General features: G+C 72.7%; 15 protein-coding genes. 8 read left to right on the top strand and 7 right to left on the bottom strand.

Translation table 11 applies throughout. From position 1 onward, the window contains the following. Nucleotides 1-17 precede the first annotated feature (17 nt). Together ACFY4B_RS02395 and rpsT are read right to left on the bottom strand one after the other, a co-directional pair. Nucleotides 18-869: a hypothetical protein gene (locus tag ACFY4B_RS02395; protein WP_181970581.1), complete on the bottom strand. Its 852-nt coding sequence runs from the start codon at nt 867-869 to the stop codon at nt 18-20. Between the two features lie 264 nt (nt 870-1,133). Beyond that, nucleotides 1,134-1,403 (bottom strand): 30S ribosomal protein S20, encoded by a 270-nt coding sequence (gene rpsT / locus ACFY4B_RS02390; RefSeq protein WP_030309778.1) that lies wholly within the window; start codon nt 1,401-1,403, stop codon nt 1,134-1,136. Nucleotides 1,404-1,733: 330 nt separating this feature from the next. Between rpsT and lepA the strand changes: the two genes are divergently transcribed. Continuing rightward, nucleotides 1,734-3,602 carry a translation elongation factor 4 gene (gene lepA, locus ACFY4B_RS02385; protein ID WP_063780165.1) on the top strand — a complete coding sequence of 623 codons (1,869 nt, stop codon included), beginning with the start codon at nt 1,734-1,736 and terminating at the stop codon, nt 3,600-3,602. Between the two features lie 85 nt (nt 3,603-3,687). Here the strand turns inward: lepA and ACFY4B_RS02380 are convergent, their stop codons facing one another. Further along, the gene (locus ACFY4B_RS02380) at nt 3,688-5,586 is read right to left on the bottom strand and encodes an ABC transporter ATP-binding protein (protein WP_074001145.1); all 1,899 of its coding nucleotides are present in this window, start codon (nt 5,584-5,586) and stop codon (nt 3,688-3,690) included. Between the two features lie 170 nt (nt 5,587-5,756). After that, nucleotides 5,757-7,490: an ABC transporter ATP-binding protein gene (locus ACFY4B_RS02375; RefSeq protein WP_049651919.1), complete on the bottom strand. Its 1,734-nt coding sequence runs from the start codon at nt 7,488-7,490 to the stop codon at nt 5,757-5,759. 310 nt (nt 7,491-7,800) lie between these two features. On the opposite strand from ACFY4B_RS02375, the gene ACFY4B_RS02370 reads away from it, so the two are divergent. Both ACFY4B_RS02370 and hemW read left to right on the top strand, forming a co-directional pair. Beyond that, a complete protein-coding gene (locus ACFY4B_RS02370; protein WP_387966259.1) occupies nt 7,801-9,723 on the top strand; it encodes an AMP-dependent synthetase/ligase in 1,923 nt (640 codons plus the stop codon). 59 nt (nt 9,724-9,782) lie between these two features. Continuing rightward, nucleotides 9,783-11,012, top strand: a complete 1,230-nt coding sequence (hemW, locus tag ACFY4B_RS02365; protein WP_049651917.1) for a radical SAM family heme chaperone HemW — start codon at nt 9,783-9,785, stop codon at nt 11,010-11,012. 109 nt (nt 11,013-11,121) lie between these two features. Here the strand turns inward: hemW and ACFY4B_RS02360 are convergent, their stop codons facing one another. Genes ACFY4B_RS02360 through htpX form a run of 3 tightly spaced genes read right to left on the bottom strand, consistent with a single transcriptional unit; the run spans nt 11,122 to nt 13,515 of the window. Next, complete coding sequence (locus tag ACFY4B_RS02360) at nt 11,122-11,949, bottom strand: DUF3097 domain-containing protein (protein WP_387966258.1); 828 nt, start codon at nt 11,947-11,949, stop codon at nt 11,122-11,124. 31 nt (nt 11,950-11,980) lie between these two features. After that, nucleotides 11,981-12,565 (bottom strand): hypothetical protein, encoded by a 585-nt coding sequence (locus tag ACFY4B_RS02355; protein ID WP_049651914.1) that lies wholly within the window; start codon nt 12,563-12,565, stop codon nt 11,981-11,983. Nucleotides 12,566-12,594: 29 nt separating this feature from the next. Next, nucleotides 12,595-13,515, bottom strand: a complete 921-nt coding sequence (gene htpX, locus ACFY4B_RS02350) for a zinc metalloprotease HtpX (protein ID WP_049651913.1) — start codon at nt 13,513-13,515, stop codon at nt 12,595-12,597. Nucleotides 13,516-13,802: 287 nt separating this feature from the next. Here htpX and hrcA point away from each other — a divergent pair, with 287 nt between their 5' ends. From hrcA to ACFY4B_RS02325, 5 genes are all read left to right on the top strand, one after another. Continuing rightward, nucleotides 13,803-14,837: a heat-inducible transcriptional repressor HrcA gene (hrcA, locus tag ACFY4B_RS02345; RefSeq protein ID WP_049651912.1), complete on the top strand. Its 1,035-nt coding sequence runs from the start codon at nt 13,803-13,805 to the stop codon at nt 14,835-14,837. 75 nt (nt 14,838-14,912) lie between these two features. After that, a complete protein-coding gene (dnaJ, locus tag ACFY4B_RS02340; RefSeq protein ID WP_049651911.1) occupies nt 14,913-16,049 on the top strand; it encodes a molecular chaperone DnaJ in 1,137 nt (378 codons plus the stop codon). A gap of 87 nt (nt 16,050-16,136) precedes the next feature. Then, nucleotides 16,137-16,886, top strand: coding sequence for a 16S rRNA (uracil(1498)-N(3))-methyltransferase (locus ACFY4B_RS02335; protein ID WP_375876393.1), 750 nt, complete (start codon nt 16,137-16,139; stop codon nt 16,884-16,886). Between the two features lie 140 nt (nt 16,887-17,026). Further along, nucleotides 17,027-20,272, top strand: coding sequence for a PDZ domain-containing protein (locus tag ACFY4B_RS02330; protein WP_387966257.1), 3,246 nt, complete (start codon nt 17,027-17,029; stop codon nt 20,270-20,272). A gap of 151 nt (nt 20,273-20,423) precedes the next feature. Beyond that, nucleotides 20,424-20,777, top strand: coding sequence for a histidine triad nucleotide-binding protein (locus tag ACFY4B_RS02325; protein ID WP_049651083.1), 354 nt, complete (start codon nt 20,424-20,426; stop codon nt 20,775-20,777). Nucleotides 20,778-20,781 lie beyond the last annotated feature (4 nt).

Raw genomic sequence — 20,781 nt, 5'->3', positions numbered from 1 at the left:
CGCCGCGGGCCCCGGCGCTACTTCTTCATGGCCCGCACGGTGTCCTGCCCGTCGGACTGGAGGGCGGTGCGCAGCTCCTCCTTGGTCGGCGGCTTGCCCTTGCCCTCGGTGTAGCCGGCCGAGTAGGTGACGTAGTACGTCATCCCGCCGTCGCGGATGTCCAGTTCGGCGTAGACGCTGTGGTACTGGTCCGAGCCGTCGTCCTTGTACAGGAAGTACGCCTCCTCGCCGAGCCCCGCGATGTCGGTGACCTGGTAGCCGCGGGCCCGGTAGAGCTCCTTGTTGGCCTCCAGCTCGGGCGCCGGGTTGACCGCCTTGTGCAGGTCGACGCGCATGTAGAGGGTGGCGGACTCGCTGTCGCTGGTGCCGCCGGTGCGCTTGAGCGACATCGAGCAGTTCATGCTGTCCAGCGCCGGGTGCCGGTCGGTGTGGTGGGTCGGCTTGGAGGTGTCCGAGACGGAGTAGGTCTGCAGGAGCTTCGTGGGCTTCCCGGTGGCGCAGAAGTCGTCGGAGAGGTGGTAGCCGCGCAGGTCGCGCGGCGAGGAGTCGCTGCTGACCAGGCCGGGGACGGCCGTCACGGCGGCGGCCCAGCCGATCGAGACGGTCACCGCGCCGACGAACGCCCAGACGGCGTTGCGCCGCAGGTTCCCGCTCCGCCCGGGGGCGGGGGCGGCGGGCAGGCCGGGCGCGGTGGGCAGCCCCGGCGGCGGTCCGAAGCCGCCGGCGCCCGCGGGGCCGGGAGCGCCCGGTACGGGCTGCGCGCCCCCGCCCGGCTGCTGCTGCGGGAAGCCGTACCCCGGTCCGTTCGGCGGCTGCGGGAAGCCGTATCCCGGTCCGTTCGGTGGCTGCGGCGGCGGTGGCGTCGTCATGGAAGTTCCCCCCTGGACCTGGCGCCGAGGTGCTCCCCGCACCCCGGTCGGACCCGACCGACGATAGCCGCCGGGCCGCGGAACGCGACAGGCGCCGCAGCGGCCTCGGGGAGAGGCCGGCTGCGACGCCTGTCGCACTGCTTCTGTGCACCGCACCCGCGTGGCGAACGCAGGCCGCGTGCGGTGCGAGTCTTGCGCGCCTCGGGGGTCCGGGTAGAGGGCCGGGTCGCTCCGAAGCGGTGGGGGTCGAAAGACCCCGGGGCGTCAGGCCTGGACGGCGGTGTTGACGCGCTTGGTGATGGCCGACTTCTTGTTGGCGGCCTGGTTGGCGTGGATGACGCCCTTGCTCACGGCCTTGTCCAGCGCCTTGGAGGCGGCGCGGGCCAGCTCGGTGGCCTTCTCGGTCTCGCCGGCGGCAGCGGCCTCACGGGCCTTGCGCAGAGCGGTCTTCAGCGAGGACTTGACGGCCTTGTTGCGCAGGCGCGCCTTCTCGTTGGTCTTGTTGCGCTTGATCTGGGACTTGATGTTCGCCACGAAGGAGCCTCAGTCTTGTCTAAGGATTTGAACGGGTTCGCACCCGGTGGCCGTCGGACCAGCTGAGAGGGCATGCCGAGGCCGGGTGCAGCAGCCCACGCTACCAGGGGCCCGCTGCCCGCCCCAAACCCGGGCGCCCGCGAGGGCCGCCCCCGACCGCTCGCGAGGGCGGCGCCGGACGGCCCCGGGTGCCCGAACGGCGGCCCGCCCCGCGGTCGTGGGAAGATGGCAGGGACTATTTCGATCGGACGAGCCCGTCCGGTCCCCGGGAAACCGGTCAGCGATGACCCGGACACCCCCGGCCCCGGACCAACGGAGAATCGGACCAAGGTGCCCGCGACCCCCAGCAATGTGCCAGAGCCCAGCCGTACCGACCCGGCGCTGATCCGCAACTTCTGCATCATCGCCCACATCGACCACGGCAAGTCGACGCTCGCAGACCGGATGCTGCAGATCACCGGCGTCGTCGACCCCCGGCAGATGCGTGCCCAGTACCTCGACCGCATGGACATCGAGCGTGAGCGCGGCATCACCATCAAGTCGCAGGCGGTCCGCCTTCCGTGGGCGCCGAAGACCGGTCCGAACGCCGGGACGACGCACATCCTCAACATGATCGACACCCCCGGCCACGTGGACTTCACGTACGAGGTGTCCCGCTCCCTCGCCGCGTGCGAGGGCACCATCCTGGTGGTCGACGCGGCCCAGGGCATCGAGGCGCAGACCCTCGCCAACCTGTACCTGGCGCTGGAGAACGACCTCACGATCGTCCCGGTCCTCAACAAGATCGACCTGCCGGCCGCCCAGCCGGAGAAGTACGCGGCCGAGATCGCCCACATCATCGGCTGCGACCCCTCCGACGTGCTCCAGGTCAGCGCCAAGACCGGCCTGGGCGTCGAGGACCTGCTGGACCACATCGTCAACACCGTCCCGGCCCCGGTCGGCGTCAAGGACGCCCCGGCCCGCGCGATGATCTTCGACTCGGTGTACGACTCCTACCGCGGCGTGGTCACCTACGTCCGTGTGGTGGACGGGCAGCTCACCAAGCGCGAGCGGATCTCGATGATGTCCACCGGCGCGACCCACGAGCTGCTGGAGATCGGCGTCATCTCGCCCGAGCCGAAGGTCGCCGACGGCCTCGGCGTCGGCGAGGTGGGCTACATCATCACCGGTGTGAAGGACGTCCGGCAGTCCAAGGTCGGTGACACGATCACCTCGATGCACAAGGGCGCCACCGAGGCGCTCGGCGGCTACAAGGACCCGCGCCCGATGGTGTTCTCCGGCCTCTACCCGCTGGACGGCTCGGACTACCCGCTGCTGCGCGACGCCCTCGACAAGCTGCGGCTCAACGACGCCGCGCTGGTGTACGAGCCGGAGACCTCGGTCGCGCTCGGCTTCGGCTACCGCTGCGGCTTCCTCGGCCTGCTGCACCTGGAGATCATCCGGGAGCGCCTGGAGCGCGAGTTCAACCTCGACCTGATCTCCACCGCCCCGAACGTGGTCTACCGGGTGGTCATGGAGGACGGCACCGAGCACACCGTCACCAACCCGAGCGAGTTCCCCACCGGCAAGATCGCCGAGGTGTTCGAGCCGGTGGTGCGCGGCACCATCCTCGCGCCCAACGAGTTCGTCGGCGCGATCATGGAGCTCTGCCAGTCCCGCCGCGGCAACCTCCAGGGCATGGACTACCTGTCCGAGGACCGGGTCGAGCTGCGCTACACCCTGCCGCTCGCGGAGATCGTCTTCGACTTCTTCGACCAGCTGAAGTCCAAGACCCGCGGCTACGCCTCGCTGGACTACGAGCCCATCGGCGAGCAGTCCGCCCAGCTGGTGAAGGTCGACATCCTGCTGCACGGCGACGCGGTGGACGCCTTCTCCGCGATCGTCCACAAGGACAAGGCCTACGGCTACGGCGTGATGATGGCGGGCAAGCTCCAGAAGCTCATCCCCCGCCAGCAGTTCGAGGTGCCGATCCAGGCGGCCATCGGCTCCCGGGTGATCGCCCGTGAGACGGTCCGCGCGATCCGCAAGGACGTCCTCGCCAAGTGCTACGGCGGTGACATCTCCCGTAAGCGGAAGCTGCTGGAGAAGCAGAAGGAAGGCAAGAAGCGGATGAAGATGGTCGGCCGCGTGGAGGTCCCGCAGGAGGCCTTCATCGCCGCGCTGTCCACCGACGCCGAGGCGCCGAAGGAGAAGAAGTAACGGCGGCAGGCGTTCGGACACGCGGGAAGGGCCCGGGCATCAGCCCGGGCCCTTCCCGCGTTCTCCGACGGTCTTCGGGGGAGTGTCAGTCCACCTCGGCCACGGCCTCGGCGAACTGCGCCTGGTAGAGCCGGGCGTAGGCGCCGTCGGCGGCGATCAGGTGGTCGTGCGAGCCCTGCTCGACGATCGAGCCGTTCTCCATCACCAGGATCACGTCGGCGTCCCGGATGGTGGAGAGCCGGTGGGCGATGACGAAGCTGGTGCGGCCGGTGCGCAGCCGGGCCATGGCCCGCTGGATCAGCACCTCGGTGCGGGTGTCGACGGAGCTGGTCGCCTCGTCCAGGACCAGGATGGACGGCTGGGCGAGGAACGCCCGGGCGATGGTGATCAGCTGCTTCTCGCCGGCGCTGACGTTGGTGCCCTCGTCGTCGATGACGGTGTCGTAGCCGTCCGGCAGGGTGCGCACGAAGCGGTCGACGTGGGCGGCCCTGGCGGCCTCGACGACCTGGTCGCGGGTGGCCGACTCGGCGCCGTAGGCGATGTTGTCGGCGATGCTGCCGCCGAACAGCCAGGTGTCCTGGAGCACCATGCCGATGCCGGAGCGCAGTTCCTCGCGGGACATCGCGGCGATGTCCACGCCGTCGAGGGTGATCCGTCCGGAGCTGACCTCGTAGAACCGCATCAGCAGGTTGACGAGGGTGGTCTTGCCGGCGCCGGTGGGGCCGACGATGGCGACGGTCTGGCCGGGCTCGACCTTGAGCGAGAGGTCGTCGATGAGCGGCTTCTCGGGGTCGTAGCGGAAGGACACGTCCTGGAAGGCGACCCGGCCGCGCACCACGTCGGGCCGTTCCGGCATGGCCGGTTCGGCGCTCTGCTCGGGGGCGTCCAGCAGCTCGAAGACGCGCTCGGCGGAGGCGACGCCGGACTGCACCAGGTTGGCCATGCTGGCGACCTGGGTGAGCGGCTGGCTGAACTGCCGCGAGTACTGGATGAACGCCTGGACGTCACCGATGGACAGCGCGCCGCTGGCGACCCGCAGACCGCCGACGACGGCGACCAGCACGTACTGGAGGTTGCCGATCAGCATCATCGCGGGCTGGATGATGCCGGAGATGAACTGGGCCTTGAAGCTGGCGTGGTAGAGCGCCTCGTTGTGCTCGCGGAAGGTCTCCGCGGACTCGTGCTGGCGCCCGAACACCTTGACCAGGGTGTGGCCGGTGTACATCTCCTCGATGTGGGCGTTCAGTTGGCCGGTGGACTTCCACTGCTGGACGAACTGCGGCTGGGCCCGCTTGCCGACCCTGGTGGCGACGACGACCGAGACGGGCACCGAGACCAGGGCGATCACGGCGAGCAGCGGGGAGATCCAGAACATCATCGCGAGCACGCCGACCACGGTGAGCAGCGAGTTGACGACCTGTCCCATGGTCTGCTGCATGGACTGGCCGATGTTGTCGATGTCGTTGGTGACCCGGCTGAGCACCTCGCCGCGCGGCTGCTTGTCGAAGTAGCTGAGCGGCAGCCGGGCGAGCTTGGCCTCGACGTCCTGGCGCAGCCGGTAGCTCGCGGCCTGGATGGCCCGGGTGGCGAGCCGGCCCTGGAAGATGCCGAAGACGGCGGAGGCGAGGTAGATGCCGAGCACCCAGAGCAGGACGGTGCCGATGGCGCCGAAGTCCATGCCCTGGCCAGGGGTGAAGTGGACGGCGGAGAGCAGGTCGGCGACGCCGCCCTCGCCGTGGGCGCGCAGCCCGTCGATGACCTGGTCCTTGGACATGCCGGCCTGGAAGCGGGCGCCGACGACACCGGCGAAGATCAGGTCGGTGGCGTCGCCGAGGATCTTGGGGCCGATGACGGCGCAGCCGATGCCGAGCACGCCGAGGACCAGGACGCCGATCAGGGTGTTGCGTTCGGGGCGCAGCAGGCCGAGGACGCGCTTGCCGGAGCCCTTGAAGTCCATGGACTTCTCGGTGCCCTGGCCGCCCATGAAGCGGCCGGGGCCGGCCGGGCCGCGGCGGGCGGCGGCGGCCTGGGAGTCGCTGGGCAGTTCGGCGTCCTTGGCGGCGTCCTTCGGGGCGCCGTCCACCGGGGCGTCCTCGGGAGCGGCGCCTCTCGGGGCGGGCCCCTTGGTCAGGTCGGGCTTGTTGCCGGGCGTGGTCACGCCGCCTCCTGCTCGGTGAGCTGGGAGAGCACGATCTCCCGGTACGTCGGGTTGTCGGCCATCAGCTCGTGGTGGGTCCCACTGCCGACGACGGCGCCCTCGTCGAGGACGATGATCCGGTCGGCGTCGCGGATGGTGGACACCCGCTGGGCGACGATCAGGACGGTGGCGTCGGAGGTCTCGCGGGCGAGGGCCTTGCGGAGCCGGGCGTCGGTGGCGTAGTCGAGCGCGGAGAAGGAGTCGTCGAAGAGGTAGACGGAGGGCCGGCGCACCAGGGTCCGGGCGATGGCCAGGCGTTGGCGCTGGCCGCCGGAGACGTTGCCGCCGCCCTGGGCGATGGGGGCGTCCAGGCCTTCGGGCAGCTTCTCGACGAACTCCTTGGCCTGGGCGATCTCCAGGGCGTGCCAGAGCTCCTCGTCGGTGGCGTCGGGCCGGCCGTAGCGGAGGTTGCTGGCGACGGTCCCGGAGAAGAGGTAGGGCTTCTGCGGGACGATGCCGACGCTCTCGGCGATCGCGGCGGGGGCGAGTTCGCGGACGTCCACGCCGTCGAGCAGGACCCGGCCGGAGGTGACGTCGAAGAGCCGGGGGACGAGGCCGAGCAGGGTGGACTTGCCGCTGCCGGTGGAGCCGATGATGGCGGTGGTCTGGCCGGGGCCGGCGGTGAGGTCGATGCCGCGCAGCACCGAGGCCTCGGCGCCGGGGTAGCGGAAGTCGACGCCGCGCAGTTCCAGGGTGCCGCGGTGCGGGACCTCGGTGACGGGGGCGGCGGGCGGGACGACGCTGCTGTCGGTGCCGAGGACCTCCTGGATGCGCTCGGCGCAGACCTCGGCGCGCGGCACCATCATGAACATGAAGGTGGCCATCATGACGCTCATCAGGATCTGCATCAGGTAGGAGAGGAACGCGGTGAGCGCGCCGATCTGCATGGCGCCGCTGTCGATGCGGTGGGCGCCGAACCAGAGCACGGCGACGCTGGAGACGTTCACCACCAGCATGACGGCGGGGAACATGATGGACATCAGCCGGCCGACCTGGCGGGAGACCTGGGTGAGGTCCTCGTTGGCGTCGGCGAAGCGGGCCTGCTCCTGGTCGTCCTTGACGAAGGCGCGGATGACCCGGATGCCGGTGATCTGCTCGCGCAGGACCCGGTTCACGGTGTCGATCCGTACCTGCATGCTGCGGAACCTGGGGCGCAGCGCGCGGACCAGCAGGACCACGACGACGCCGAGCACGGGGATGACGGCGAGCAGCAGGCCGGACAGCGGGACGTCCTGGTTGAGCGCCATGATGATGCCGCCGACGCACATGATCGGCGCGGCGACCATGAGCGTGAAGCTCATCAGGGCGAGCATCTGGACCTGCTGGACGTCGTTGGTGGTGCGGGTGATCAGCGAGGGGGCGCCGAACTGGCCGACCTCGCGGGCGGAGAAGCTCTGCACCCGGTCGAAGACGGCGGCGCGGACGTCCCGGCCGAAGGCCATCGCGGTGCGGGCGCCGTAGTAGACCGCGCCGATGGAGCAGAGGGCCTGGAGGACGGTGACCGCGATCATCACCCCGCCGACGCGCAGGATGTAGCCGGTGTCGCCCTTGACCACGCCGTCGTCGATGATGTCGGCGTTGAGCGTCGGCAGGTAGAGCGCCGCGAGGGTGGACACCAGCTGGAGCAGCACCAGCAGGGTGATCGGTCGGGAGTACGGGCGCAGGTACGCCCTCAGCAGTCTGATCAGCACTAGCACACTCTTGTCGTCGCCGGTCGGGTTCGCACCCCAATTCTCGGTGTTCTGTAGCGTCGTACAGGTCATTCGGCGTCCGGGAGCCGGAGGTTTGCCGGGCCTTTGCCGAACGGCGGGGTGCGGCACCGGTCGCGCGGGGCCGTGCCGTCGGGCGCCGCCCCCTTACGGAATGACCGGTTTCCCCCTAGGCTGCTGATTGCCCCTTTGTTACTGACCGGTACCGCTCAGGTGAACCGGGGGCCCGGCGACCGCCCCCACGGACGCCGCGACAATCCCTCAGACGGCCACCCGCCACCGGAGGTCCTCGTTGAGTTCCGCGCAGTCCCTGATCGACTCCGGCAGGCCCGACCTCGTCGCCGGGCGCCCCGCCTCCGTCGCCCACCTGTTCCTGGAGCGGGTCGCCCTGACCCCGAACGCCGAGGCCTACCGCTACCCCTCGCCGGTGGACGAGCAGGCCGCCGACGGCGCGCCCGGCGCCGAGCAGTGGCGCTCGCTCACCTGGGCGCAGACCGCGGTCCGGGTCAAGGCGGTGGCCGCAGGCCTGATGGCACTCGGCATCCGGCCCGAGGACCGGGTGGCCCTGGCCTCCTCGACCCGCCTGGAGTGGATCGTCGCCGACCTCGGCGCCATGTGCGCGGGCGCCGCGATCACCACCGTCTACCCCAGCACCAACGCGGACGAGACCGCGTTCATCCTCTCCGACTCCGGCTCCCGGGCGCTGTTCGCCGAGAACGAGGCCCAACTGGCGAAGGCCGTCGGGCAGCTCGACCAGCTGCCCGAACTGCGCACCGTGATCCTCTTCGACGCGCCCGCCGAGGCCCCCGAGACCGGCGGCCTGGACCTGCTCACCCTCACCGAACTGGAGGAGCGCGGCACCCGGTACCTGGCGGAGCACCCGGACGCCGTGGAGAAGGCCGTCGACGGGCTCGGCAAGGAGCAGCTGGCCACCCTCATCTACACCTCCGGCACCACCGGCCGCCCCAAGGGCGTGCGCCTGGTGCACGACTGCTGGGCGTACGAGGGCCGGGCGCAGGAGGCCAGCGGCCTGCTGGGCCCCGACGACGTGCAGTTCATGTGGCTGCCGCTGTCCCACGTGTTCGGCAAGACGCTGATCTCCGGGCAGATCGCCACCGGGCACGTGATGGCGGTGGACGGCCGGGTGGACCGGATCATCCACAACCTGCCCGCGATCCGGCCGACCATCATGGCCTCCGCGCCGCGCATCTTCGAGAAGGTCTACAACGGCATCGCGGGCCGGGCCCGGGCCGAGGGCGGCGCCAAGTACAAGATCTTCCTGTGGGCGGCCAAGGTCGCCCGCGAGCACGCCCGGGCGGTCCAGCAGAGCCGCATCGCCACCGGCACCGAGAGCGCCCCGCTCGGCCTGCGGGTGCAGCACGCGCTGGCCGACAAACTGGTGTACGCGAAGATCCGGGCGGCCTTCGGCGGCCGGCTGCGCGGCGCGGTCTCCGGCAGCGCCGCGCTCGCCCCGGAGATCGGCTACTTCTTCATCGGCGCCGGGGTGCCGATCCTGGAGGGCTACGGCCTGAGCGAGACCAGCGCCGGCTCCTGCGTCAACCGGGCCGAGGACGTGCGGATCGGCACCGTGGGCCGCCCGCTGCCCGGCACCGAGGTGCGGATCGCCGAGGACGGCGAGATCCTGCTGCGCGGCCCCGGCGTCATGCGCGGCTACCACAACCTGCCGGAGAAGACCGCCGAGGTGCTGGAGCCGGACGGCTGGTTCCACACCGAGGACATCGGCGAGCTCAGCCCGGACGGCTTCCTGCGGATCACCGACCGCAAGAAGGACCTGTTCAAGACCTCCGGCGGCAAGTACGTGGCGCCCAGCGAGGTCGAGGGCAAGTTCAAGGCGGTCTGCCCGTTCGTCAGCAACATCCTGGTGATCGGCAACGGCCGCAACTACTGCACCGCGCTGATCGGCCTGGACGAGGCCGTCCTGCTGCCGTGGGCCGCCGAGCACGGCCTGGCCGGGAAGTCCTACGCCGAGCTGGCCGTCGAGCCGGCCGTCCACGAGCTGATCGAGGGCTTCGTCAAGCGGGTCAACGGCGACCTCCAGCGCTGGCAGACGATCAAGAAGTTCCACCTGCTGCCGCGCGACCTCGACATCGAGCACGGCGAGCTCACCCCGAGCCTGAAGATCAAGCGCCCGGTGGTCGAGCGGACCTACGCCGACGCGGTCACCGCCATGTACGCGGGCGCCAACGAGGCCTGACCGGCCCCGCCCCCGTACGGCCCGCCGGGTTCGGTCGGGCCGTACGGGACAATGGGCTCATGCCCTCCGCACTCCCCGACGGCGATCCGGTGCCGTCCGACGGTTCCCTGCCCGCACACGCCCTCGACGGGCTGGGCGACCGGCCGTTCGGCTTCTACCTGCACGTGCCGTACTGCGCCAGCCGCTGCGGCTACTGCGACTTCAACACCTACACCGCCACCGAGCTGCGCTCCTCCGGGGCCGTCGCCTCCCAGGAGACCTACGCGGACAACGTGGTCGCCGAGATCCGCCACGCCCGGAAGGTGCTGGGCTCCGCCGACCTGCCGGTGCACACCGTCTTCCTCGGCGGCGGCACCCCGACCCTGCTGCCCGCCCGCGACCTGGTCAAGATGCTCGCCGCGATCCGCGAGGAGTTCGGGCTCGCCGACGGCGCCGAGGTCACCACCGAGGCCAACCCGGAGTCCGTCGACCCGGCGTACCTGGCCGAACTGCGCGAGGGCGGCTACAACCGGCTCTCCTTCGGCATGCAGAGCGCCCGCCCGCACGTCCTGAAGCTGCTCGACCGCCACCACACCCCGGGCCGCCCCGAGGCCTGCGTGGCCGAGGCCCGCGCGGCCGGCTTCGAACACGTCAACCTCGACCTCATCTACGGCACCCCGGGCGAGTCCGACGACGACTGGCGGGCCTCCCTGGACGCCGCCATCGGCGCCGGGCCCGACCACGTCTCCGCGTACTCGCTGATCGTCGAGGAGGGCACCCGGCTCGCCGCCCGCGTCAAGCGCGGCGAACTGCCGATGATCGACGACGACGTGCACGCCGACCGCTACCTGATCGCCGAGGAGGCGCTCGCCGCCGCCGGCTACTCCTGGTACGAGGTCTCCAACTGGGCCACCACCCCCGAGGGCCGCTGCCGCCACAACGAGCTCTACTGGACCGGCGGCGACTGGTGGGGCGCCGGCCCCGGCGCCCACAGCCACGTCGGCGGCGTCCGCTGGTGGAACGCCAAGCACCCCGCCGCCTACGCCCAAGCCCTCGCCGAGCACCGCACCCCGGCCCTGGCCCGCGAGGTGCTGGCCGACGAGGACCGCCGCGTCGAACGCATCCTGCTGGAGCTGCGCCTGGTCGACGGCATCCCCCTCGACCTCCTCACCGACACCGGCCGCGAGGCCGCCGACCGCCACCTCGCCGACGGCCTCCTCGCCCCCGGCCCCTACGCCCGGGGCCGCGCCACCCTCACCCTCCAGGGCCGCCTCCTGGCCGACGCCGTCGTACGTGACCTGGTGGACTGACCGAGGGCTTACCGTGTGCGCACCTCTCCGAGCGGACCAGCCTCTTCGGCGAGGCCGTTCCTGTGGATCCGATGGGTGTGAGTCTGGTGACTGCCGACTTTCCCCGCCGTCACTCCGGCAGGGCCGTGAAGTCGATCAGTTCCTCGACCCGGCCCAGGAGTTCGGGCTCCAGGTCCTTGTAGGAGTCGACCTTCGAGAGGATGTGCTTCCAGGCCGCGGGGGTGTCCACCGGCCAGCCGAGGCGGCGGCAGGTGCCCTCCTTCCAGTCCTCGCCCCTGGGGACGGCGGGCCAGGCGGGGATGCCGACGGAGGAGGGCTTCACGGCCTGCCAGATGTCGATGTAGGGGTGGCCGACGACCAGCACCGAGTCGCCGGTGACCCGGGCGGCGATGCGGTGCTCCTTCGTGCCCGGGAGCAGGTGGTCGACCAGGACGCCGAGGCGGCGGCCGGGGCCGGGGGCGAAGTCGGCGACGATCGCGGGCAGGTCGTCGATGCCGCGCAGGTACTCGACGACCACGCCCTCGATCCGCAGGTCGTCGCCCCAGACCCGTTCGACCAGCTCCGCGTCGTGCCGGCCCTCGACGTAGATGCGGGACTCGCGGGCGACCCGGGCGCGGGCGCCGGGGACGGCGACGGAGCCGGAGGCGGTGCGGCCCGGGGTGCGGGCGGGGGCCGGGCCGGCCGGGCGGACCAGGGTGACGACCCGGCCCTCCAGCAGGAAGCCGCGCGGCACCAGGGGGAACACCCGGTGCTTGCCGAACCGGTCCTCCAGGGTGACGGTGAAGCCTTCGGCGGTCTTCTCGCAGCGCACCACGGCCCCGCAGTAGCCGGTCGCCGCCTCCTCGACCACCAGGTCCCGCTCGGCGGGCACCTCCGGGGCGGGGGCCTGCTTCTTCCACGGCGGGGTCAGGTCGGGTCCGTACTGGCGGCTGCGCATACGGGTGATCATAGGGAGGGCGGACGGCGCGTCAGAGGCCCGGCGCGCCCCAGACCGGGAACCAGCGGCTCAGGTCCTTCTCCAGCCGCAGGTCGTTCCCCAGCATCGCGTTGACCTGCAGTTCCAGCGGGCTGTCGCGCCGCTCCCCGCCGCCGGGCATCGGGGCGAAGGGGTAGAACGTCCCCCGCTTGTAGAGGTAGACGAGGGCCAGCGACCGCCCGTCCGGGTCGCGGAAGCCGACGAGCGAGCAGAGCAGCTGCGGCCCGAAGCCGTTCGCCTCCAGTTCGCTGTTGACCGCGTGCAGGTCGTTGACCAGTTCGGGCAGTTCCTCGGGGCGGTGCCGGGCGAGCAGCCAGGAGTAGCCGTAGCCGTCCTTGGAGGCCTCCACGGGGACGCCGCCGCGCTCGGTGTCGGCGTCCAGCAGCGCCCGGACCTGCTGCTGGACCTGGACGAAGGCCGCGCCCTCGACGGCCGCGAAGCAGACCGAGCCGAGCCCGGTGGGGGTGAACCCGGCCCCGGCCTCCAGGGTGAGCGCGGCGGACGGCACGCCGAACAGCTGGTCGAGGTCGGGCTTGACGGGCTTGGTGCGGCCGAACAGGGCGTCCAGGATTCCCACGGCGGTCCTCTCGGGTCGAAAACTGAGGCTCAGCGGCCGAGCTGCTCGGAGATCTTCGCCAGCTGCTCCAGCCGCTTCTCCAGGCTCGGGTGGGTGGAGAACAGCTGCGAGGCGGCCTCCCGGGCGCTCAGCGCGGGGGCGAAGTAGAAGGCGTTGTACGGCTGGGCCTGGCGCAGGTCCTTGCTGGGGATGGCCGCGATCTGCCCGGTCACCTTGGTGAGCGCCGAGGCGAGGGCGCTGGGGTGCCCGGTGAGCTGGGCGGCGGCCCGGTCGGCGGCGAGTTCGCGGTAGCGGGACAGCAGCCGGGTGAGCAGGAAGCTGATCGCGTAGACGACGACCGACACCAGCGGGATGATCAGCGCCAGGACGGCCGCGTTCTGGTCGTTGTTGTTGCGCCCGCCGCCCATGAACCCGCCGTACATCGCGATCCGGGTCATCGCCCCGGCGAGGACGCCGAGGAAGCCGGCGATCGTCATCACCGCGACGTCCCGGTGGGCGACGTGCGACAGCTCGTGGGCGAGGACGCCCTCCAGTTCCTCGGGCTCCAGTCGGCGCAGCAGCCCGGTGGTCACGCAGACCACCGCGTTCTGCGGGTTGCGGCCGGTGGCGAAGGCGTTCGGCATGTCGTTGTCGGCGACCGCCACGCGGGGTTTGGGCATGTCGGCCAGGGCGCAGAGCCGGTCGATGGTGCCGTGCAGCTGGGGGAACTGCTCCGGGGACACCTGGCGGGCGCCCATCGCCCGTTCGGTGATCTTGTCGCTGAACCAGAACTGGGCCACGAACAGCCCGCCTGAGATCAGGACGATCAGTGGCCAGGCGCCGCGCAGCAGCGCGATCAGCAGGCCGGTGAAACCGACGTACAGCAGCCCGATCACGAACATCGTCGCGACCATGCGGCCGGTCAGGCCGCGGTCCGGCGCGAAACGGGTGTGCTGGCCCGAGCTCGACATCGCTTGCTCCTCCATTCGCCGTCGCTTTCGATGCTGCCACCCGGACGGCCTCCCGGCACCACCCCGGCGCCGGGAGGATCGAACCGCCGGGGCCCCGCGGGCCGTGAGCGGAACTGCGGGGAGGATCACCCCGGTCCGGCCGTTCCTGCCGTAGGACCCGGGCCTTACACTGGCAGGTACGGTTTTGGCACTCGCGTGTTCAGAGTGCCAGGGCAAGGGTCTTCGGAGCGGCCCGCAGCAGCAAGGGACACAGTCGGACAACGTGCGAAGACGGAGGTGCGTGCCCCATGGCCGGTGAGGTCCGCCAGCTGGACGAACGCAAGCTCGCCGTGCTCCGCGCGATCGTGCAGGACTACGTGGGCACCGAGGAGCCGGTCGGCTCCAAGGCCCTGGTGGAACGGCACAACCTCGGGGTCTCGCCGGCGACCGTCCGCAACGACATGGCGGCGCTGGAGGAGGAGGGCTACATCCACCAGCCGCACACCAGCGCCGGCCGCATCCCGACCGACAAGGGGTACCGCCTCTTCGTCGACAAGCTCGCCGAGATCAAGCCGATGAGCGCCCCCGAGCGCCGGGCCATCCGGCACTTCCTGGACGGCGCGGTCGACCTGGACGACGTGGTCGCGCGCACCGTGCGGCTGCTCGCCCAGCTGACCCGGCAGGTCGCGGTGGTGCAGTACCCCTCGCTGACGCGCTCCACCGTCCGGCACATCGAGCTGGTGGCGCTGGCCCCGGCCAAGGTGATGCTGGTGCTGATCACCAACACCGGCCGGGTCGAGCAGCGGATGGTCGACTGCCCGGGCCCGGTCGGCGAGACGGTGCTGGCGGACCTGCGGGCCCGGATCAACGCGAGGGCCGCCGGCCGGCGCCTCCCGGAGGTCCCGGGGCTGCTGGAGGAGCTGCCGGCGCAGTTCGAACCGGCCGAGCGGCCGACCGTCAGCACGGTCCTGGCGACCCTGTTCGAGACGCTCGCCGAGCAGAACGAGGAGCGGATCATGCTGGCCGGCACGGCCAACCTGACCCGCTTCGGGCACGACTTCCCGCTCAGCATCCAGCCGGTGCTGGAGGCCCTGGAGGAGCAGGTCGTCCTGCTCCGCCTCCTGGGTGAGACCGCGGACGCCGCGATGACGGTCCGGATCGGGCGGGAGAACACCTACGAGGGGCTGACTTCCACGTCCATCGTCTCGGTCGGCTACGGTTCGGGCGACGAGAGCGTGGCGAAACTGGGTGTGATCGGTCCGACCCGGATGGACTACCCGGGCACAATGGGGGCGGTGCGAGCGGTGGCGCGGTACGTGGGCCAGATCCTGGCCGAGTCCTAGCAAAGGCCGCCGTCGGAAATCCGGCGGCGGTGACCAGTCGCAGCACTACTACAGGCGGAACAAGCGGAGCATTTGGTGGCCACGGACTACTACGCGGTACTCGGCGTCCGACGGGATGCGGGGCAGGACGAGATCAAGAAGGCGTTCCGGCGCCTGGCGCGCGAACTGCACCCGGACGTCAACCCGGACCCGAAGACGCAGGAGCGGTTCAAGGAGATCAACGCCGCTTACGAGGTGCTCTCCGATCCGCAGAAGCGCCAGGTCTACGACCTCGGCGGGGACCCGCTGTCCCCGGGCGGCGGCGCGGGCGGCTTCGGCGCCGGCGCGGCGGGCTTCGGCTTCTCCGACATCATGGACGCCTTCTTCGGCGCCGCGGCCGGCCAGCGAGGCCCGCGCTCGCGCACCCGCCGGGGCCAGGACGCCATGATCCGGCTGGAGATCACCCTGGAGGAGGCCGCTTTCGGCACCACCAAGGAGCTCCAGGTCGACACCGCCGTCACCTGCACCACGTGCAGCGGCGAGGGCGCGGCCCCCGGCACCTCGGCGCAGACCTGTGACATGTGCCGCGGCAAGGGCGAGGTCTCCCAGGTCACCCGGTCCTTCCTGGGCCAGGTCATGACCTCCCGCCCCTGCCCGCAGTGCCAGGGCTTCGGCACCGTCGTGCCGACCCCGTGCCCGGAGTGCGCCGGCGACGGCCGGGTGCGCGCCCGCCGCACGCTGACCGTCAAGATCCCGGCCGGTGTCGACAACGGCACCCGGATCCAGCTGGCCGGCGAGGGCGAGGTCGGCCCCGGCGGCGGCCCGGCCGGCGACCTGTACGTCGAGATCGCCGAGACCACCCACACGATCTTCCAGCGGCGCGGGGACGACCTGCACTGCACCGTCACCATCCCGATGACGGCGGCGGCGCTCGGCACCCAGGTGCCGCTGCAGACCCTGGACGGCCTGGAGGAGGTCGACATCCGGCCCGGCACCCAGTCCGGCCAGTCGATCCCGCTGCACGGCCGGGGCATCACCCACCTGCGCGGCGGCGGCCGGGGCGACCTGATAGTGCACGTCGAGGTGAAGACGCCCAGCAAGCTCGACCCCGAGCAGGAGGAGCTGCTGCGCCGCCTCGCGGTGCTGCGCGGCGAGGAGCGGCCGTCCGGCCAGTTCGCGCCGGGCCAGCAGGGCCTCTTCTCCCGGCTGAAGGACGCCTTCAACGGCCGGTAGCCGTCCGCGGAGGGGTGCCGGGGGGCAATGACCCCGGCACCCCTTTCGCGTGTCCGTCCCACTTCCGCACGAAAGAGGTTCCCCGTCATGACCGCGCCCGTCTTCGTCGTCGAGACCGAGCGGATCGCCGCCGCCGCGCCCGGGGCCGTGGTGCGCCTGGACGGCCCGGAGGGGCGGCACGCGGCCGCGGTGAAGCGGCTGGAGCCGGGCGAGGCGGTGACCCTGGCCGACGGGCTGGGGCTCGGCGTGGACGGCACGGTCGCCGAGGTGCTCGGCAAGGACGCGATCGACGTGCGGGTCGCCGCCGTGCGCCGCGAGCCGGAGCCCGCGCCGCGGATCGTCGTGGTCCAGGCGCTGCCCAAGGGCGACCGCGGCGAGCTGGCCGTGGAGACCATGACCGAGGTCGGCGTGGACGTGGTGATCCCGTGGGCCGCCTCGCGCTGCATCACCCAGTGGAAGGGCGAGCGCGGCGCCAAGGCGCTCGCCAAGTGGCGGGCCACCGCCCGGGAGGCGGGCAAGCAGTCCCGCCGGCTGCGCTTCCCCGAGGTCCGCGAGCCGATGACCACCCGGCAGCTGGCGCCCGTCCTGGCGGGGGCCGCGTTCGCCGCCGTGCTGCACGAGGAGGGCGCCGAACCGCTGGCGCACGCCGTGCTGCCGGAGGGCGGGGACATCGTCCTGGTGGTCGGCCCGGAGGGCGGGGTCTCCCCGGAGGAGCTGGCGGCCTTCGCCGGGGCGGGCGCCGGGCCGTACCGGCTGGGCCCCTCGGTGCTGCGCACCTCCACCGCCGGGGTGGCCGCCGGCGCGCTGCTGCTCGGGCGCACCGGCCGCTGGTCGTAGCACCCCGGGCGCACCCCCGGCAGGCCGTCGGCGCGCCCCCGTACACCCCGGCGGCGACCGCGGCACGGCCGCCCGCGGACGGCGCCGGGAGTCTGGGAAAAACGGCGCGGACGGTCCGTGTACCTGCCTAGGCTGGCCGGGTGACGGACTCCCAGAGCACCTCCCCGAACTCCTCGGCGGGCGCCTACCTTCGCCATCCCCACCTGCACGGCGACCTGCTCGCCTTCGTCGCCGAGGACGACCTCTGGCTCGCCCCGCTGGACGGCGGCCGGGCCTGGCGGCTGACGGCGGACCACCTGCCGGTCCACCACCCGAGGTTCTCCCCGGACGGGCGGCACCTCGCCTTCACCTCCACCCGGGACGGCGCCCCCGAGGTGCACGTGGTGCCGGTGGACGGCGGCCCCTCGCGCCGGCTCACCCACTGGGGCAGCCACCAGACCCGGGTGCTGGGCTGGACCGCCGACGGCCGTCCGATCGCCGCCACCGGGGCCGGCGAGGCCAGCTTGCGCCGCACCTGGGCGCACGCCGTGCCGCTGGACGGCGGCGAGCCGCAGCGGCTGCCGTACGGGCCGGTCGGCGGGCTCGCCTTCGAGCCGGGTGGTGACCGGGTGCTGCTGAGCAGCGTCAACGGCCGCGATCCGGCCTGGTGGAAGCGGTACCGGGGCGGGCGGGCCGGAAAGCTGTGGCTCGGCCGGGAGGAGTTCGCCCGGGTCCACGCGGAGCTGGACGGGCAGCTGGACTCCCCGCTGTGGGTCGGGGACCGGATCGCCTTCCTGTCCGACCACGAGGGCGTCGGCGAGCTGTGGTCCAGCCGCCCGGACGGCACCGACCTGCGCCGCCACACCACCGACCCGGACGGCTTCTACGCCCGGGGCGCCGGCACCGACGGCACCCGGGTGGTCTTCCACCGGGCCGGCGACCTCTGGCTGCTGGACGACCTGGCGGGTGCCGAGCCGCGCCGGCTGGACGTCCGGCTGGCCGGCCCGCGGGCCGGGCGCCGCCCCCGCCCGGTGCCCGCCGCGCACTGGCTGGACTCCGTCGCCCCCGACCGCACCGGCCGGGGCAGCGCCGTGGTGGTGCGCGGCGGCGTGCACTGGCTGACCCACCGCGAGGGACCGGCCCGGGTGCTGGACGAGACCCCGGGCGTGCGCGGGCGGCTGGCCCGGGTGGTGCCCGGCGAGGACGGCGCCCAGGGGGTGCTCTGGGTGTCCGACGCCGAGGGCGGGGACGCCCTGGAGTTCGCCCCCGACCTGCACGGCGCCGAGCGCCGCCGACTGGCCGCGGGGCGGCTCGGCCGGGTCAACGCGCTGACGGTCTCCCCGGACGGCAAGCAGGCCGCGCTCGGCGCGCACGACGGCCGGGTGCTGCTGGTGACGCTCGCCGACGGCGCCGTGCACGAGCTGGACCGCAGCGCCGACGGCGAGCCAGGCACCCCGGCCTTCAGCCCGGACTCGGCCTGGCTGGCCTGGTCGCGCCCGGTGCGCGGGATGGGCCCGCACTCGCTGCGCCAGATCGTGCTGGCCGACCTGGCGACCCGGACGGTCGGCGAGGTCACCCAGCCGCGCTTCGTGGACACCTCGCCCTCGTTCACCGCGGACGGCCGCTACCTGGCCTTCCTGTCGGTGCGCAACTTCGACCCGGTCTACGACGCGCACGTCTTCGACCTGTCCTTCCCGAACGGCTGCCGCCCCCACCTGGTCACGCTGGCCGCCGACACGCCCTCCCCGTTCGGGCCGCAGCGGGCCGGGCGCCCGCTCGGCGGGGAGGAGGACGAGCCGAAGGCCCGGAAGGCGGACGGCGAGGCGGCGGCCGCCGACGCCGCGCCGGTGACCAGGGTGGACCTGGACGGCATCGCCGACCGGATCATCCCCTTCCCGGTCGAGGGCGGCCGCTTCGAGGAGCTGGCCGCCGCGAAGGACGGCGTGCTCTGGACCAGGGCCCCGCTGACGGGCGAACTCGGCGACGAGGCGGCCTCGTTGGACGACGACCGGCCCCGTCCGGTGCTGGAGCGCTTCGACCTGCGCAAGCGCCGGGTCGAGCAGCTGGTGCACGGCGTGGACGACTTCTCGGTCAGCGCGGACGGCACCCGGGTCGCCGTGCTGGACCAGGGCGAGCTGAGGGTCGTCCCGGCGGACCACAAGGGCGGCGACGACGAGGAGGCCGCCGTCGACCTCGCCCGGCTGCGGATCACCGTCGACCCGGCCGCCGAGTGGCGGCAGATGTACGCCGAGAACGGCCGGCTGATGCGGGACAACTTCTGGCGCCCCGACCTCTCCGGCGTCGACTGGGACGGGGTGCTGGAGCGCTACCGGCCGCTGGTCGAGCGGGTCGGCTCGCACGACGAACTGGTCGACCTGCTCTGGGAGGTGCACGGCGAACTCGGCACCTCGCACGCCTACGTGATGCCGTACGGCCGGTACACCGAGCCCGCCCGGCGCCAGGGCCTGCTCGGCGCCGACCTCGTCCGGGACGGCGGGCACTGGCGGATCGGCCGGATCCTGCCCGGGGAGTCCTCCGACCCCAGGGCCCGCTCGCCGCTGGCCGCGCCCGGTGCGGCGATCCGCCCGGGCGACGCGGTGCTCGCCGTCAACGGCCGCCCGGTGGACCCGGTGACCGGCCCGGCCCCGCTGCTGGCCGGCACCGCCGGGCAGCCGGTCGAGCTGACGGTGGCCGGGAAGGACGGCACCGACCGGCGCCACCCGGTGGTCGTCCCGCTCGCCGACGAGGAGGCGCTGCGCTACCACGACTGGGTGGCCGGGCGGCGGGCCGCGGTGCGCGAGCTGTCCGGCGGGCGGCTGGGCTACCTGCACATCCCCGACATGCAGACGGCCGGCTGGGCCCAGCTGCACCGCGACCTGAGCACCGAGATGGCCCGGGAGGGCCTGGTCGTCGACGTCCGGGGGAACCGGGGCGGCCACACCTCGCAGCTGGTGATCGAGAAGCTGGCCCGCCGGATCATCGGCTGGGACGTCATCCGGGACACCGACCACCCGGTGCCCTACCCGGCGGACGCCCCGCGCGGCCCGGTGGTCGCGCTCGCCGACGAGTTCACCGGCTCGGACGGCGACGTGGTCAGCGCCGCCATCCAGGTGCTCGGCATCGGCCCGGTGGTCGGCACCCGCACCTGGGGCGGGGTGATCGGCATCGACAGCCGCTACCGGCTGGTCGACGGCACCCTCGTCACCCAGCCCAAGTACGCGCTGTGGCTGGAGAAGTACGGCTGGGGCCTGGAGAACCACGGCGTCGACCCGGACGTCGAGGTGCCGTTCGCCCCGCACCACTGGGCGGCCGGCGAGGACCCGCAGCTGTCCGAGGGCGTCCGGCTCGCCCTGGCGAAGCTCGCCGGGGCCCCGGCGCGCACCGCGCCGCCGCTGCCCTGGGCGTAGCAGCTCCGGGGCGGGACGCCGGCCGGTCCGGCGTCCCGCCCCGCGGGTGCGGCCCCGGGGCGCCGGAAGCGCCAGCAGGCCGTCGCCCGGCTCGGCTAGGCTGCGCCCGTACGGCCCCACCACCCGACACACCGATCCCGAGGAGAGAGCCATGGCCGGCGAGCCGCAGCCCGACTGCCTGTTCTGCAAGATCGTGGCGGGCGAGATCCCGGCGACCGTGGTGCGCAAGACCGAGCGCACCCTCGCCTTCCGCGACATCGCCCCCAAGGCTCCCGTGCACGTGCTGGTGATCCCGCACGCGCACTACCCGAACGCGGCCGCGCTGGCCGCCGCCGAGCCGGAGACCGCCGGCGAACTGCTCGCCGAGGCGGGCGCGGTGGCCGCGGACGAGGGCATCGAGGACTACCGGCTGATCTTCAACACCGGTGCCGGCGCGGGGCAGACCGTCTTCCACGCGCACGTCCACGTGCTCGGCGGCATGTCGATGACCGAGCGCATGGTCTGACCGC

This window comes from Kitasatospora sp. NPDC001261 (genome assembly GCF_042896795.1).
Taxonomy (GTDB): domain Bacteria; phylum Actinomycetota; class Actinomycetes; order Streptomycetales; family Streptomycetaceae; genus Kitasatospora.
This window is presented reverse-complemented; position numbering and strand designations above follow the sequence as displayed.

Bases quoted from the DNA above. Each gene is read 5' to 3' on its own strand.
- htpX (WP_049651913.1), bottom strand. From the start codon at position 13,515: ATGTCGAGCTCGGGCCAGCACACCCGTTTCGCGCCGGACCGCGGCCTG.
- ACFY4B_RS02395 (WP_181970581.1), bottom strand. From the start codon at position 869: ATGACGACGCCACCGCCGCCGCAGCCACCGAACGGACCGGGATACGGC.
- ACFY4B_RS02335 (WP_375876393.1), top strand. From the start codon at position 16,137: ATGACCGCGCCCGTCTTCGTCGTCGAGACCGAGCGGATCGCCGCCGCC.
- hemW (WP_049651917.1), top strand. From the start codon at position 9,783: ATGCCCTCCGCACTCCCCGACGGCGATCCGGTGCCGTCCGACGGTTCC.
- hrcA (WP_049651912.1), top strand. From the start codon at position 13,803: ATGGCCGGTGAGGTCCGCCAGCTGGACGAACGCAAGCTCGCCGTGCTC.
- ACFY4B_RS02325 (WP_049651083.1), top strand. From the start codon at position 20,424: ATGGCCGGCGAGCCGCAGCCCGACTGCCTGTTCTGCAAGATCGTGGCG.
- ACFY4B_RS02380 (WP_074001145.1), bottom strand. From the start codon at position 5,586: ATGGGCGGCCAGGGCACCGAGAAGTCCATGGACTTCAAGGGCTCCGGC.
- ACFY4B_RS02360 (WP_387966258.1), bottom strand. From the start codon at position 11,949: ATGCGCAGCCGCCAGTACGGACCCGACCTGACCCCGCCGTGGAAGAAG.